Origin of the sequence: Actinotalea fermentans (genome assembly GCF_007991475.1) — a bacterium.
In the GTDB taxonomy this organism is placed as follows: Bacteria; Actinomycetota; Actinomycetes; order Actinomycetales; family Cellulomonadaceae; genus Actinotalea; species Actinotalea fermentans.
Window position 1 is genome coordinate 268641 of record NZ_BJYK01000001.1, and the last position, 14186, is coordinate 282826.

At 75.7% G+C, this 14186-nt stretch carries 13 protein-coding genes; 10 read left to right on the forward strand and 3 right to left on the reverse strand.

Going from position 1 to position 14186, the window contains the following annotated elements; genetic code table 11:
• Nucleotides 1–390: 390 nt before the first annotated feature.
• Together AFE02nite_RS01240 and AFE02nite_RS01245 are read right to left on the reverse strand one after the other, a co-directional pair.
• A complete protein-coding gene (locus AFE02nite_RS01240) occupies nt 391–990 on the reverse strand; it encodes a M15 family metallopeptidase (RefSeq protein WP_052114095.1) in 600 nt (199 codons plus the stop codon).
• A 118-nt stretch (nt 991–1108) separates the two neighbouring features.
• The gene (locus AFE02nite_RS01245) at nt 1109–1735 is read right to left on the reverse strand and encodes a hypothetical protein (protein ID WP_146818947.1); all 627 of its coding nucleotides are present in this window, start codon (nt 1733–1735) and stop codon (nt 1109–1111) included.
• Nucleotides 1736–1948: 213 nt separating this feature from the next.
• On the opposite strand from AFE02nite_RS01245, the gene AFE02nite_RS01250 reads away from it, so the two are divergent.
• The 10 genes from AFE02nite_RS01250 (at nt 1949) to AFE02nite_RS01295 (ending at nt 12434) form a co-directional block, all read left to right on the forward strand.
• The gene (locus AFE02nite_RS01250) at nt 1949–3424 is read left to right on the forward strand and encodes a DEAD/DEAH box helicase (protein ID WP_146818948.1); all 1476 of its coding nucleotides are present in this window, start codon (nt 1949–1951) and stop codon (nt 3422–3424) included.
• 103 nt (nt 3425–3527) lie between these two features.
• A complete protein-coding gene (locus AFE02nite_RS01255) occupies nt 3528–4739 on the forward strand; it encodes an alpha/beta hydrolase (protein WP_186814439.1) in 1212 nt (403 codons plus the stop codon).
• A 48-nt stretch (nt 4740–4787) separates the two neighbouring features.
• The gene (locus AFE02nite_RS01260; protein ID WP_052113798.1) at nt 4788–5456 is read left to right on the forward strand and encodes a DedA family protein; all 669 of its coding nucleotides are present in this window, start codon (nt 4788–4790) and stop codon (nt 5454–5456) included.
• A 58-nt stretch (nt 5457–5514) separates the two neighbouring features.
• Nucleotides 5515–6366, forward strand: coding sequence for an LLM class F420-dependent oxidoreductase (locus AFE02nite_RS01265; protein WP_146818950.1), 852 nt, complete (start codon nt 5515–5517; stop codon nt 6364–6366).
• Nucleotides 6367–6471: 105 nt separating this feature from the next.
• Nucleotides 6472–8217 (forward strand): metallophosphoesterase family protein, encoded by a 1746-nt coding sequence (locus AFE02nite_RS01270; protein WP_146818951.1) that lies wholly within the window; start codon nt 6472–6474, stop codon nt 8215–8217.
• Nucleotides 8218–8322: 105 nt separating this feature from the next.
• Nucleotides 8323–8964: a copper resistance CopC family protein gene (locus AFE02nite_RS01275; protein WP_052113794.1), complete on the forward strand. Its 642-nt coding sequence runs from the start codon at nt 8323–8325 to the stop codon at nt 8962–8964.
• Nucleotides 8957–9667, forward strand: a complete 711-nt coding sequence (locus tag AFE02nite_RS01280) for a YceI family protein (protein ID WP_052113796.1) — start codon at nt 8957–8959, stop codon at nt 9665–9667. Before AFE02nite_RS01275 ends, AFE02nite_RS01280 begins: the two co-directional genes overlap by 8 nt.
• Nucleotides 9668–9718: 51 nt before the next feature.
• The gene (locus AFE02nite_RS01285; RefSeq protein WP_146818953.1) at nt 9719–10699 is read left to right on the forward strand and encodes a metal ABC transporter solute-binding protein, Zn/Mn family; all 981 of its coding nucleotides are present in this window, start codon (nt 9719–9721) and stop codon (nt 10697–10699) included.
• A complete protein-coding gene (locus AFE02nite_RS01290; RefSeq protein WP_034247217.1) occupies nt 10696–11427 on the forward strand; it encodes a metal ABC transporter ATP-binding protein in 732 nt (243 codons plus the stop codon). Before AFE02nite_RS01285 ends, AFE02nite_RS01290 begins: the two co-directional genes overlap by 4 nt.
• A gap of 92 nt (nt 11428–11519) precedes the next feature.
• Nucleotides 11520–12434 (forward strand): metal ABC transporter permease, encoded by a 915-nt coding sequence (locus AFE02nite_RS01295; RefSeq protein WP_146819238.1) that lies wholly within the window; start codon nt 11520–11522, stop codon nt 12432–12434.
• On the opposite strand, the gene AFE02nite_RS01300 is transcribed toward AFE02nite_RS01295, so the two are convergent.
• Nucleotides 12336–14132, reverse strand: a complete 1797-nt coding sequence (locus AFE02nite_RS01300) for a helicase HerA-like domain-containing protein (protein WP_146818954.1) — start codon at nt 14130–14132, stop codon at nt 12336–12338. The genes AFE02nite_RS01295 and AFE02nite_RS01300 overlap by 99 nt on opposite strands.
• Nucleotides 14133–14186 lie beyond the last annotated feature (54 nt).

The following is a 14186-nucleotide window of genomic DNA, read 5'->3' on the forward strand; positions in this document are numbered from 1 at the left end:
CACAAAATGGACGGAAATGCGGCCCGAGACGGCTCGAGCTAGGTCGAGGCGAGCAGGTACTGTCGAGGTGTCCCGCCGACGGATTCCGGCGTCGGTCCTGGTCAGTAACGAGATGGTTCGAGGTGGCTCGTGCCGGCTCGATGCGTCGACAGACGCGGAGTTCGCGTCTTCCGATTCAGGGGGTCAGGGGTTCGAGTCCCCTCAGCTCCACCGAAAGTGCAGGTCAGAGGCCGTTTCCTGTTCGCGGGAGGCGGCCTTTGTGCTGCCTCGTCGTGCGGCTGTGGGCCGGGGTGCAGGCCGGCGTCGGCAGCCCCTCACGCGCCACCTGACCTGAGTGTGAAGCCTACGCATCGCTGAGCGAAGCAAAGGCTTCACCGCTGTGTGAGTGCCTCATGCGCCGGAGAGCCGCGCGGCGACCTCGGCCACCTCGTCCGGCGTCCCGACGATCTCGAGGTGCATCTCGTCCGGCCGGTCGAAGTCGCCGCCCCAGGCCAGCACGGGCGCCACCTCGTCGAGGATCGCGCGCAGCCGGGCCACCTGGTCGTCGGTGAAGGTCCCCGACGACCCCAGCGGGTGCAGCGGGGCGTTGAAGTCGACGGCGGTGCCCGACGCGTGGTTCGACAGGCCCTCGTCGTGGCCGCGGACCGGGCGGTAGGCCCAGCCCCAGGAACTCGCGACGTCGATCGGCTCGACCTCGGCGTTGAACCGCTCCGCGACGTGGCCGAGCACCACAGCGACGTCCCCGTCGAGCACCTGCCCGGTCACCCACGGGAACGACACCAGTCGTGGGTCGTCGCTGTCGGTGATTCCTTCCCAGCCGTTCTGGGTGGCGCCGTCGGGCACCTCGTCGGGCCCTTCGTCCGTGCCTCCGCGGAACACTCCCCAGGCGAGCACCACGACGACGGCGAGCGCCGCCAGGGCGAGGGGATAGCCCAGCCGGCGCGCCGGCGCGGCAGGGGGTCGGGGCGCGGGCTTCGTTGCGGTTGCCATGGCTCGACGCTAGGAACGCCCGCCCGGCCGGCGCGTCCGGCCACGGTGCCGCCGTCCCGCGCGCCGGCCCGAACCCGCGGTGGAGGCCGCCTCGACCGCGAGATGGAGGTCCGCGCGGTCAGAGGACGATCGTCATGGGCCCGCTGCCGGCCGCGGGAGTCGCCTGCTGCAGGCGCGGCAGGGAGCGCGGCCAGTCGACGGCGACCCGGTCGGGATCGGCGGGGTCGACCTTCACCTCGAGCGCCACCCCCGGCACTAGGGCCCTCAGCGTCGCGGGGGCCACCCAGTCCCCGGTGCGCACGCGGTGGGGCTTCGCGCCGTACGCGCTGACGTCGAGCTCGAGGTAGGCGAGCCTGCGCGTGTCGTGCTCGTGGTTCCCGTCCGCGGCGAACACGACGACGCCCGTCGCCGTACGGCCGATGCGCAGGACCTCGTCGGTGTACGTCGTCGCCTGCTTGGCGAGGATGCCGCGGGCCTCCTCGCGCGCGTGACCGTCGGGTCCCATGAGCAGGCGCTCGCGGGCGGCGTCGCGCTCCTCCGGCGTCCGGTACCGCAGGCGGAACACGACCGCCGACGCCACGTTGTAGCCGAAGAACGCGGTGAGCAGCCCGCCCACCACCCATGCCCAGACGGGCGGCTCGGGCGACACCGCCGCCCAGCCGAGCAGCCCGAGGCCCACGAAGAGCCCGCCGAAGAAGATCACGCGGGCTTTCCACACGGTCGAGCGGGGAACCTGGGTGGCCACGCGAGGAGTCTTCCGGCGCAGGTGATCATGCGGCAAGGCCCGGTCATGGGATGACCGGGCGACACGGAGATACCCGGTAGGGCATACTGGTGGGCGAGGGCTGCGCGAGCCGCGCGCCCTACGTCGTGGAGCACCGGCGGGCCACCCTCCTGGGGAGTAGCCCGGCAAGCCGCCGCGAGCCCCGACCTCGATCCCAGTGAGGACTACCTACCCGTGCCTTCTGCACCCTCGTTCGTCTCCCTCGGCGTGCCCGAGAACCTCGCCCGCGTCCTGACGGCCGCCGGCATCACCACGCCCTTCCCGATCCAGCGGGCCACGCTGCCCGCCACGCTCGAGGGCCGCGACGTCCTCGGCCGCGGCCGCACCGGCTCCGGCAAGACGCTCGCCTTCGCGCTGCCCGTCGTCGCCCGACTCGCGGGCGGCCGGACGGTGGCCCGGCGTCCGCGCGCCCTGATCCTGGCCCCGACGCGCGAACTCGCCACCCAGATCGCCGCGACCTTGCAGCCCCTGGCCGACGCCGCGGGCCTGCGGATCACCACGATCTTCGGCGGCGTGACCCAGCACCGGCAGGAGGTCGCGCTCGCGGCCGGCGTCGACGTCGTCGTCGCGTGCCCCGGGCGCCTGGAGGACCTGCTCAAGCAGAAGGTGCTCACGCTGGACGGCATCGAGATCACCGTGCTCGACGAGGCCGACCACATGGCCGACCTCGGGTTCCTGCCCGGCGTGAAGCGGCTCATGGGCGCCACCCCGGCGCGCGGCCAGCGGCTGCTCTTCTCGGCCACCCTCGACAACGGGGTGGACGAGCTCGTGCGGCGCTTCATGCACGACCCGCTGCGTCACTCGGTGGACCCGGCCGAGTCGCCCGTCGTCGCGATGACCCACCACCTGTTCACCGTGGACGGGCCCACGACCAAGCGCGAGGTCGTCGAGCACCTGGCCTCCGGCACCCAGCGGCGGCTGCTCTTCACCCGCACCAAGCACCAGGCGAAGAAGCTCGCCAAGCAGCTGACCAGCGCGGGCATCCCCGCGGTCGACCTGCAGGGCAACCTCAGCCAGCCGGCGCGCGAGCGCAACCTCGCGGCCTTCTCCTCGGGTGAGGTCCGCGTCCTGGTCGCCACCGACATCGCCGCGCGCGGCATCCACGTCGACGACGTCGGCCTGGTGGTCCACGTCGACCCGCCGGCCGAGCACAAGGCGTACCTGCACCGCTCCGGCCGCACCGCGCGTGCGGGCGCCGGCGGCGACGTCGTCACCCTCGTGCTCCCCGAGCAGATGGCCGACGTCCGCACGCTGACCCGGCAGGCGAAGATCACCGCGACGCCCCAGCCGGTCCGTCTCGGGTCGCCGGTCCTCGACGCTCTCGTCGGCGAGCCCGCCCCGCGCGTCGCGCCGACGGCAGCCGCGCCCGCCCCGGTGGGCGGCAACCGCGCTGGCACCCCGCGTGCCGCCGGCGAGCCGGGCACGGGTCGCGGACGGCGGCGCGGGGGCCGTGGGCGCTCCGGCGGCCCTGGTCAGACCTCCCGCCCGACGGCGCAGGCTCCCTCCCGCGCGTCGGGCTCGGCCCCGCGCGCGTCGGCTCCCGCGGCACGCACGGCGCCGGCCGCCGCGGCGGGCTCGGGTGCGGGCGGCCAGCGCCGCTCCGCCGCCGTCGAGATGTCCCTGCGCGGCTCGCGGCGCCGCTCGCGCTGACACGCCCCCGCGCCCGGCGCGGGACGTTCGCACCTTGAGCGAGCGGCGTGCGCCCGGGACGCTGCCGTCGTCCGGCTTCGTCCCCGTGCCCCGCGGAGCTCCCGTGCCTGGTCAACGAACGCCCGCCCGGACGGTCGCCGTCGTGGCCGCGGTCGCCGTCGCGGTCGGCGGCGCGGTCGTGGTCGGCCTCTCCGGCTCGCCGCTGTGGGGAGCGGTGCGCGCGGCCCTCGTCCTGGCGGTCGGCGCGCTCGTCGCCGGAGTGCTGCGCCGCGCCGCGGTGCGCCCGGCCGGCTGGTCCGCCGTCGGCGTCGGTGCCCTCGTCCTCCCGGCGGCAGGGGTGATCGCGGGCGGGCACCTCGTCGGCGGCGCCGTCCTGCGCGGCGGCGCGGCGCTCGTCGCGAGCCTCGGTGCGCTCGTCCTGCTGGTCCTGGGGACGGTCTGGCTGCTCCGCGCGGCCCACGGCTGGTGGCGGCTGCTCGCGCTGCCTGTGGCAGTGGTCGTCGTGCAGCTCGTCTGGGCGCCCCTCGGGCAGGCGGTGCTGGTCACCAACCGCGAGCCCGCGGCGCTCGGCGACGCCACCCCGGCGGACCACGGCCTGGCCGCCGAGGACGTCACCCTGACCACGTCCGACGGCATCGACCTCGCCGCCTGGTGGGTGCCGCCGGAGAACGGCGCCGCGGTGCTCCTGCTGCACGGCTCGGGCTCCACGCGGACGGCCACGCTCGACCACGCAGAGGTCCTCGCGGCGGCCGGGTTCGGTGTGCTCATGGTCGACGCGCGGGGCCACGGCGCCAGCGACGGCACCGCCATGGACCTCGGCTGGCACGGCGCGCGGGACCTCGCTGCCGCGGTGACCTGGCTCGCCGACCGGCCGGACGTCGAGGAGGGCCGGATCGGCGCCGTCGGCCTGTCCATGGGCGGCGAGGAGGCGCTCACGCTCGCGGGGGAGGACCCGCGCGTACGCGCGGTGGTGGGCGACGGCGTCGGGATCCGGGTTGCCGGGGACGTGCCCTCGCCCGCGCCGTTCGAGGACGCGATCAACCGCCTCACCTACGCCGTCACGGACCTCCTGACGGCGGCCTCGCCGCCGCGCCCGCTGCGCGAGGTCGTGGCCGGCCTGGCCGCCGAGCAGCGGGTGCTGCTCGTCGCCGCCGCCGGCGAGGGGGACCAGGCCGCCTGGTACGCGGCCGCGGCGCCCGGCCGCGTCGAGGTCTGGGACGTACCCGACGTCGCGCACACCCGCGCCCTGGACGAGCACCCGCAGGAGTGGGCGACGCGCGTCGTCGGCTTCCTGGAGGATGCGCTCGCCGGATAGCGCCGGGGTGGACGTGCCGGACCGCGCGCGCCGTGATGGTGTGTGCTCGTGACCCTGCTCACCGACCTCGTCGCCGCGGCCCCCTCCGACGCGACCCAGCTCACCGGCCTGGCGGGCTGGGTCGTCGACGTCGTCGACGCACTCGGGCCCGCGGGCGTCGGGGTCCTGGTGGCGCTCGAGACCGTGTTCCCGCCGATCCCGAGCGAGGTCGTGCTCCCGGTCGCGGGCTTCCTCGCCGGCCAGGGTCACATGGGGCTCGCGACGACGATCGTGGCCGCCACCCTCGGGTCGGTCGTCGGGGCGATCGTGCTGTACGCCGTCGGCGCGAAGCTCGGGCGGCCGCGGCTGCGGCGCGCGGTCGACGCGATGCCCCTGGTGGACCGCGGCGACCTCGAGCGGGCCGAGTCGTGGTTCGACCGGCACGGCGGCATGGCCGTCCTGACCGGCCGCGTCATCCCGGTCGTGCGCAGCCTCGTGTCTCTGCCGGCCGGGCTCGAGCGGATGTCGATCCCGCTCTTCGTCGCGCTGACGGCGCTCGGCAGCGCGGTCTACAACAGCGTGCTCGTCGGGGCCGGCTACCTGCTGGGGGACCGGTGGACCGACGTCGGGGAGTACTCCGACGTCGTCAACTGGGTCGTCATCGGCGCCATGGTCGCGGTGCTGGCGTGGTTCGTCGTCGGGCGGCTGCGGCGCAACCGCCGGGCGGCGGCGGCCTGAGGGGCACCCGGGGTGCCGGACTGGACTTCGAGCGCGCTCGAAGTCGCAGGATGGGCGCATGACGACCCCGGACCCGACCAGCGCCCTGCCCACATCGCCCACATCGCCCACCCGCCCTGCCCGGCCCGTGCGCGTCGGGCTGCAGATCCAGCCGCAGCACGGCTCCTACGACCAGATCCGGCGCACGGCCGACGCGGCCGAGCGCCTCGGCGTCGACGTGCTGTTCACCTGGGACCACTTCTTCCCGCTCTCGGGCGACCCGGACGGCCTGCACTTCGAGTGCTGGACCACCTTGGCGGCGTGGGCGGAGCAGACCGAGCGCGTGGAGCTCGGGGCGCTCGTCACGTGCAACAGCTACCGGGCCCCGGACCTGCTGGCCGACATGGCCCGGACGGTCGACCACATCAGCGCCGGGCGGCTGATCCTCGGCATCGGCGCCGGCTGGTTCCAGCGCGACTACGACGAGTACGGCTACGAGTTCGGCACGCCCGGCCGCCGCCTGGACGACCTCGCCACGGCGATGCCCAGGATCCGTGCGCGGTGGGCCGCGCTCAACCCGCCGCCGACGCGCGACATCCCCGTGCTGATCGGCGGCGGTGGCGAGCGCAAGACGCTGCGGATCGTGGCGGAGCACGCGCAGGTCTGGCACAGCTTCGCCGACGCGGCCGAGCTCGCCCGCAAGTCCGCCGTGCTGGACCGGTGGTGCGCCGAGGTGGGCCGGGAACCGGGCGAGATCGAGCGGTCGGTGAGCGTGCGCCGCGCGTCCGGGCCCGGCGACGAGGCGCAGGCGCTGCTCGCGGCCGGGGCGACCTTGTTCGTCGCCGAGACGACCGGGCCGGAGCACGACCTCGCGGGCCTGGCGGCGTGGGTCGAGTGGCGCGACCGGCAGAACGAGCTCCGGACCGCCTGAGCGCGGGCCGTCTCGCCTGATCGCGAACGGTGTGTTCGCTCACAGCGAACACACCGTGGGCACCGCGTGGCCTTCGGCGGCGGGGCGCGCAAGGGTAGGGGTGTCATGACCGACCACGACGCGCGCCCCCGATCTCCCCGCCCGGCGTCGGGCCCGGGGCGCCCGGTCGCGCCGCGGGCTCTCGCACGCCCGTTCGCGAGGGTCGCTCCAGCCTGGTCGACCGCCCGACGCGCGGGCGCCCGCGCGCTGTCCTGGCTCGGCGACGTCGGCCGGGTCCGCGTGCCGCCGCGCCGTCTCGGGCGCTGGGTCCTCGTCGCGCTGGCCGTCCTGCTGCCCAGCCTGCTCTGGGGCGTCACCACCGCGTCCACCCAGGGCAGCCTCGGCCCGCACACCGCGCGCTACGACGTGACCCTCGACGGGTCCGTCACCGTGGACCTCGGGCCGCTCGGCACCGTCGTCATCGACTCCCCGCTCCCGCTCGGGCTCGGCGCCCGCGTCGTCGTGCAGGAGATCCCGGCCGAGGTCACCGCGATCGACGCCGCCACGTCGCTCGAGTCGCTCGGCCGGGCGGTCGAGGGCTACGTGGCGTTCTTCAACGGCCCGGAGGCGACCGTCGAGCTCGCGGTGCGCGGGCTGGTCACCGACGCCCTGCAGCGGACCGCGCTCGCGGCCGCCCTCCTGACGCTCCTGGTGGTGGCGGTGCGCGCCGCCGTCGGCCGCGAGCGGCGGGCCGAGCTCGCGGACGCCTGGCGACCCCGACGCGCAGCCGTGCTCGGGGGCGCGACGGTGGTCCTGCTCGTCGCGACGACCGTCGTCGGCAGCGACGTCCTCGGCTCGCCCGGCGACGACGAGCGCACCGCGTCCGCGGTCTTCGACGGCACGCCCCTGGAGGGGGCGCGGATCACCGGGCGCCTCGCCGGCGTCGTCGACACCTACGGCGGCTACGCGGTGGACGCGTGGCGCGAGAACGAGGCCTTCTACGCGGCCGCGAACGACGCCGTCAGGTCCGCCTGGCGGGCGCGGCAGGAGTCCGACCAGCGGCTGCTGAGCACCCGGCTCGCCGCCGACGAGGACGGTGAGGCGCCGATCACCGCCGTCGTGGTGAGCGACCTGCACTGCAACGTCGGGATGGCCGACGTCATCAGCTCGGTGCTGGAGCTCTCCGAGGCCACGATCCTCATCAACGCCGGCGACACCACCGTCAACGGCACCGCCGTGGAGTCCTACTGCGTCGAGACGTTCGCGGACGCCGTGCCCGACGGCGTCACCACGGTGGTGAGCAACGGGAACCACGACGGCCCCGACACGACCGAGCAGGAGCTCAGCGCCGGGTGGCACGTGCTGGACGGGGAGGTCGTCGAGCTCGACGGGCTGCGCATCCTCGGCGACGGCGACCCGCGCGCCACCCGCATCGGCTCCGGCACGAGCCTCGTCGGCGACGAGACGGTCGCCGAGCTCAGCGCACGGATGGCGGAGGTGGCCTGCGCGCCCGACGCCGACGTCGACCTGCTCCTGGTGCACGACCCCGTCGTCGGCGACGAGACCCTCCGCCGCGGCTGCGCGCCCGCACAGGTCTCCGGGCACTACCACCAGCGGATCGGCCCCGTGCGCTTCGGCCTGGGCACCCGCTACACGTCCACGAGCACGGCGGGCGCGCGGCTCGGCCAGCCGACGGTCGGGCCGCTCAGCGGCGTGGCGGAGCTCACGGTCCTGCGGTTCGACCCGGAGACCCACAAGGTCCTCGACTACCGGCTCGTGCGCGTGCTGCCCGACGCCAGCGCCACGGTCACCGTGGCGCTGCAGTGGCCCGCCGAGCCGCCGCGGCGGACACCCGACCTCCCGCTGCGCTGAGCGGCCACCCGTCCGGGGGTTTCCCGGTCGAGGTGAGCGGCGGCTACGGTGGACCGGTCCTCGGGGCCGCGGGCCTCGACCTCAGTCGGAAGGAGATCGAGCGTCGTGCGGCAGCCCCCGGCCCACGTCTCTCGCGGCCGCCTCGCCGTCGCGTGGACGATCGCCCTGCTCGCCGCGGGAGCGGCCCTCGTGACCGGCTCACCGGCGAGCGCGCACGACGTGCTGGTGGCGACCGACCCCGCCGACGGCGCCACGCTGACCGACGCGCCCACCCAGGTGGTGCTCACGTTCGCGGCGGAGCAGGCAGGCGTGGGCGCCGAGGTGGTCGTGACCGGCCCGGACGGCGCCTCCTGGTCCGAGGGCGAGGCCACCGTCTCCGGGGTGACCGTCACCCAGGCGCTCCGGTCCGGGATGCCCGACGGCGCCTACACGGTCGCGTGGCGCTCGGTCGCGCAGGACGGGCACCCGGTGACCGGGGCGTTCGGCTTCAGCCTGGCGGCCGGGGACGAGGCGCCGGCCGGCGAGGACCCGGCCGCCGACGACACGAGCGGCGAGGACGCGCCCAGCGACTCCGCGCCCACCCAGGCCGGATCGGAGCCGAGCCCCGAGGCGACCCTCGCGGCGGAGCAGGAGACGTCGGACCGGAGCGGCTGGGGCGTCTGGCCCGCGGCGTGGGCCGCGCTGGCCCTGGTCGCACTCGCGACGGCCGTCGTCGTGCTGGTGCGCCGGAGGGGGAGCCGTGGCTGACCGCGTGCACGCCGCGCACCGGCGACGGATCCTCGTCCGGACGATCGTCGGGATCGTCGTGGCCCTCGGGCTCATCGTGGGCGGGCCCTTCGTCTATGCGCGGTTCTTCGCGCCCGAGCCGGCCGCGCCGCTCGCCCTGACCACGCCGACCGCCACCGCGACACCCGAGATCCCCACCGGCGTGGTCGACATCGAGGGCACGTGGGTCGTGCAGCCCGAGTCCGAGGCGGGATACCGCCTCGGCGAGGTGCTCTCCGGGCAGGACGTCACCGTCGTCGGCCGGACCGGCGCGGTGACGGGCGAGGTGGTCGTCGTCGGCGGCGCCCTCACCACGGCCACCGTCACCGTGGACGCCGGCTCGATCTCGACCGACGAGGCCGCCCGCGACGCCTTCTTCCGGCGCGCGCTGAACACCTCCGACTTCCCCCAGGCGACGTTCGTCCTCACCCAGCCCGTGGACGTGTCGGCGATCGGGCAGGCCAACCAGCCCCTGACGGTCACCGCGGCCGGTGACCTGACCATCCACGGCGTGACCCACCCGGTGACCGCCGAGCTCCAGCTGCAGCGGACGGTCAGCGGCGTCGAGGTGGTCGGCACGATTCCCGTGACGCTCACCGACTTCGAGCTGGAGGCCCCGGACCTCGGCTGGGTCGTCGTCGAGCCCACAGGTCTGGTCGAGGTCAAGCTGCTCCTGGCCCGCTGAGCCCGCGGCAGGCGGAGGGCGGTCCGTGATCGCGCCACGTAGGGTGCACCTGTGCGTCGCCAGAGCGGGTCCACGGCGCGCCTGGCCACCCTGCTCGTCGGTGGCCTGGCGGCGGGCGCGCTCGCGGCCTGCGCCGCGCGCGGCGAGCCCGCGCCGGCCGGCCGAGCGGACGACGTGCCCGGCGTGGTGACGACCGGGCCGCTCGAGGTGGTCGCCACCTTCACGGTGCTGGCCGACGTCGTCGCCGTCGTGGGCGGGGACGACGTGCGCGTGGGCTCGGTGACCGGGCCGGGCATGAACGTGCACGGCTACGAGCCGACGCCGGACGACCTGCGCCGCGCCGCGGAGGCGGACCTCGTCGTGGCCAACGGCCTCGGCCTGGAGACGTGGCTGCACGACCTCATCGACCCGCTGGGCGTCCCCGTGGTCGTGGTGGGGGACGCCGTCGACCCGCTGCCGATCCACGGCTCCGCGAGCGAGACCGGCGGCCTCGCGCACAACCCGCACGCCTGGATGTCGCCGCGCGCGGGGCAGGCGTACGTGCGCGCCGTCGCCGATGCGCTCTCGAGCGTCGACCCGGCGAACGCGGACGGGTACGCGGCGCGGGCGGCGGCGCTGACCGGGGAGCTCGCCGAGCTCGAGCGGGAGCTCGTGGACACGGTGGCGGCGCTGCCGCAGGACCGGCGCGTGCTGGTGACCTGCGAGGGCGCGTTCAGCTACCTCGCGCGGGACGTCGGCCTGCGCGAGGCCTACCTGTGGCCGGTCAACGCCGAGCGCCAGGGCACGCCCCGGCAGGCGGCGCGCGTGATCGACACGGTGCGCGACGCCCGGGTCCCGGCGGTCTTCTGCGAGTGGACCGTCCCGGCGACCGCGCAGCAGCAGGTCGCGCGGGAGACCGGCGCCCGCTTCGCCGGAGAGCTCTACGTCGACTCGCTCACGGGGCCGGACGGACCGGTCCCGACGTACCTGGACCTCCTGCGCTACGACGCCGCGCTCATCGCCGACGGTCTGACGGGGGAGGGCGACGCATGACGGCCGCGCTGCGGATCACCGGCCTCACGGTGCGCTACGGCGACGTGCTGGCCCTCGACGGCGTGGACCTCGCCGTGGAGCCGGGGGAGGCGTGCGGGCTGGTCGGCGTCAACGGCTCGGGCAAGTCGACGCTGTTCAAGGCCGCGGTCGGGCTGGTGCGGCCCGTGGCCGGGACCGTCGAGGTGCTCGGCGGGCCCGGCGACCGCGCGCGCAAGTCGGGCCTGGTCGCGTACGTGCCGCAGGCCGACGACCTCGACCGCGACTTCCCGGTGAGCGTCGAGGACGTCGTGCTCACGGGCCGATACCACCTCATGGGCCCGCTGCGCCGGCCCGCTGCGCGCGACCGCGCCGTCGTCGCGCAGGCCCTCGCGCGCGTCGGGCTCGCCGACCTCGCCGGACGTCAGGTCGGCCGGCTCTCCGGTGGTCAGCGCCAGCGCGTCCTGCTCGCCCGCGCCCTGGCCCAGGAGGCCCGGCTGCTGCTCCTCGACGAGCCCTTCACGGGCGTCGACGCCGGCTCCGAGGCGGCCGTGACCGCCGTCCTGCGCGACCTCGTGGCGGACGGCTGCAGCCTGGTCGTGTCGACGCACGACCTGTCGATGCTCCCGGCGCTGTGCGCGCGCTCGGTGCTCCTGCACCGCCGGGTCCTCGCGCACGGCCCGACGGCCGAGGTCATCACCCCCGAGAACCTCGCCCGCACCTTCGGGCTCGACCAGGCGGGCGCGTCGTGACCGCCACCGTCGCCGCCGAGCTGGTCGCCGTCGCGGCGCGCGTGCCGGCGTCGGGCTGGGACCTGCTCACCGAGCCCTGGCAGTACGGCTTCATGCAGCGTGCCCTCCTCGTGACGGTGGTCGCCAGCGTCGTCGCCGCGCTGCTGTCGTGCTGGCTGGTCCTCATCGGCTGGTCGCTCATGGGCGACGCCGTCTCGCACGCCGTGCTGCCCGGCGTCGTGCTCGCCTACCTCGTGGGCGCGCCGTTCGCGGTGGGCGCCTTCCTCTTCGGGGCGGGCGCCGTCGCCGTGATCGGCTGGGTCCGCGCGACGAGCCGGGTGAAGGAGGACGCCGCCATCGGGGTGGTCTTCACGACGGTCTTCGCCTTCGGCGTCGTGCTCGTGTCCGTCACGCCCAGCCAGGTGGACCTCTCGCACATCCTGTTCGGCAACGTGCTCGGGGTGTCCGACGCCGACGTCTGGCAGGTGGTGGTCCTGGGGGCCCTGGCGATCGCCGCCCTCGTGCTCGGGCGCCGCGACATCACGCTCTACGCGTTCGACAAGGTGCACGCCCACGTCATCGGGCTGCCAGTGCGGCGGATCGGCATGCTGCTGCTCGGCCTGCTCGCCGTGAGCGTCGTCGTCGCGCTGCAGGCCGTTGGCGTGGTGCTCGCGGTGGCGATGCTCATCACGCCCGGGGCGACGGCCTCCCTCCTCACCGACCGGATCTGGCGCATGCTCTGGGTGGCGCCCGCCGTCGCGGCCGCCTGCGCCGTCGTCGGCGTGTGGGCGAGCTACGTCCTCGACGTGGCCAGTGCCGGGTTGGTCGTGGTCTGCCAGGGCCTGGCCTTCGGCGTCGCGTACGTGGTGGCGCGCGTGCGCGGCCGACGGTCGTCCCGCTCGGGCTCCTCCCGCCGGCCCGCACCCGGGTCAGCGGCGCCGCGTGCCGAGGATCGTCCGCGTGATCTCCCGGCCGAGGACCGTGCCGGCGGACCGGAGCAAGGAGTCCAGGCCGCTCCGGGCGGGTGACCGGCCCCGCGAGCGTTGCGACGCCTGGCGCTTCTTCTCCGCGGCCGCCTCGGCCTCGAGGCGGGCCTCCTCGGCCTCGGCCCGCTCCGCCTCCGCGGCGGCCCGCTCCGCCCGCGCGGTGAGCAGCTCGTACGCCGACTCGCGGTCCACGGCCTCGGCGTAGCGCGCGGCCTGGGGGGAGGCGGCGACCGCGGCGGTCATCGCCCCGGCCTCCATGGGCGACATGGACGCCGCCGGGGCGAACAGCCGGGTCCAGGCCACGGGGGTCGGCGCGCCCTTCTCCGAGAGCACCGTGACGAGCGCCTCGCCGGTGCCGAGCGTGGTGAGCAGCTCCTCGAGGTCGTAGTCCGACGTCGGGAACGTGCGGGCGGTCGCGCGCAGGGCCGCGGCGTCGTCGGGCGTGTGGGCGCGCAGCGCGTGCTGCACCCGGTTGCCGAGCTGCGCCAGGACGTCGCCGGGCACGTCCTTCGGCGTCTGGGTGACGAAGAAGACCCCGACGCCCTTGGACCGGATGAGGCGCACGGTCTGGACCACCTGCGTGAGGAAGTCCTTGCTGGCGTCCGTGAACAGCAGGTGTGCCTCGTCGAAGAAGAACACCAGGCGGGGCTTGTCGACGTCGCCCACCTCGGGCAGCTCGCTGAACAGGTCCGCCAGCAGCCACATGAGGAACGTGGAGAACAGCGCCGGCCGGTCCTGGACGGACGGGAGCTCGAGCGCGGACACGACGCCGCGCCCGTCCGGCGTCGTGCGCAGGAGGTCGGCGGTCGCGAAGGCGGGCTCGCCGAAGAACACGTCGGCGCCCTGGGCCTGCAGCGCCACGATCTCGCGCAGGATGACGCCCGCCGTGGCCGCCGAGAGGCCGCCGATGCCCCGGAGCTCGGCCTTGCCCTCGTCGGAGACCAGGTAGGCGATGGTCGCCTGCAGGTCCTTCAGGTCCAGGAGAGCCAGCCCCTGCGTGTCGGCCCAGTGGAAGATCAGGCCGAGGCTGGACTCCTGCGTGTCGTTCAGGCCGAGCACCTTCGCCAGGAGCAGGGGGCCGAAGTCGGTGACGGTGGTCCGGATGGGCGTGCCGGTGCCGAGCCCGCCGAGGCTGTAGAACTCCACCGGGAACGCCGCGGGCGCCCAGTCCTGGCCCAGGCTCGTGGTGCGCGCCAGCAGCTTGTCGCCCGGCTGGCCGGGGACGCCGATGCCGGACAGGTCGCCCTTGATGTCCGCGACGAACACCGGGACGCCGGCCGCGGACAGGCCCTCGGCGAAGAGCTGGAGCGTGCGGGTCTTGCCGGTGCCCGTCGCGCCCGCGACCAGGCCGTGCCGGTTCATCGTGGCCAGCGGCAGCTGCACGCGGGCCGACGGCGTCGGTGTGCCGTCCTCGACGAGCACGCCCACGGGCAGGGCGGCGTCGGCCGCGTAGGCCTCGCGCACCCGTTCCGCCCACGGTGAGCCGCCCGACGGCGCCGCCGCCGGGGGAGCGGCGGGCGCTGCCGCCGCCGGGGGAGGGGCGGGTGCCGCAGGGGGCGGGGGCGCCGTCGTCGGTGCGGCCACGGGGGCGGTGCCGCCCGCCGCGCGCCCCGCCAGCTCGGCCTCGAGGGCCGCGGCCCGCGCCTCGGCCGCCTCCGCGGCCGCCTGTGCCGCCGCGGCCTTCGCCTCGGCTGCCTCCGCCCGTGCCCGGGCGAGTGCGACGTCGTCGTCTGCGCTCATGGTCCGCAGGGTAGCCCTCGCCAGGTCGGTAGCCTTGGCTGGTGCACACCCCCG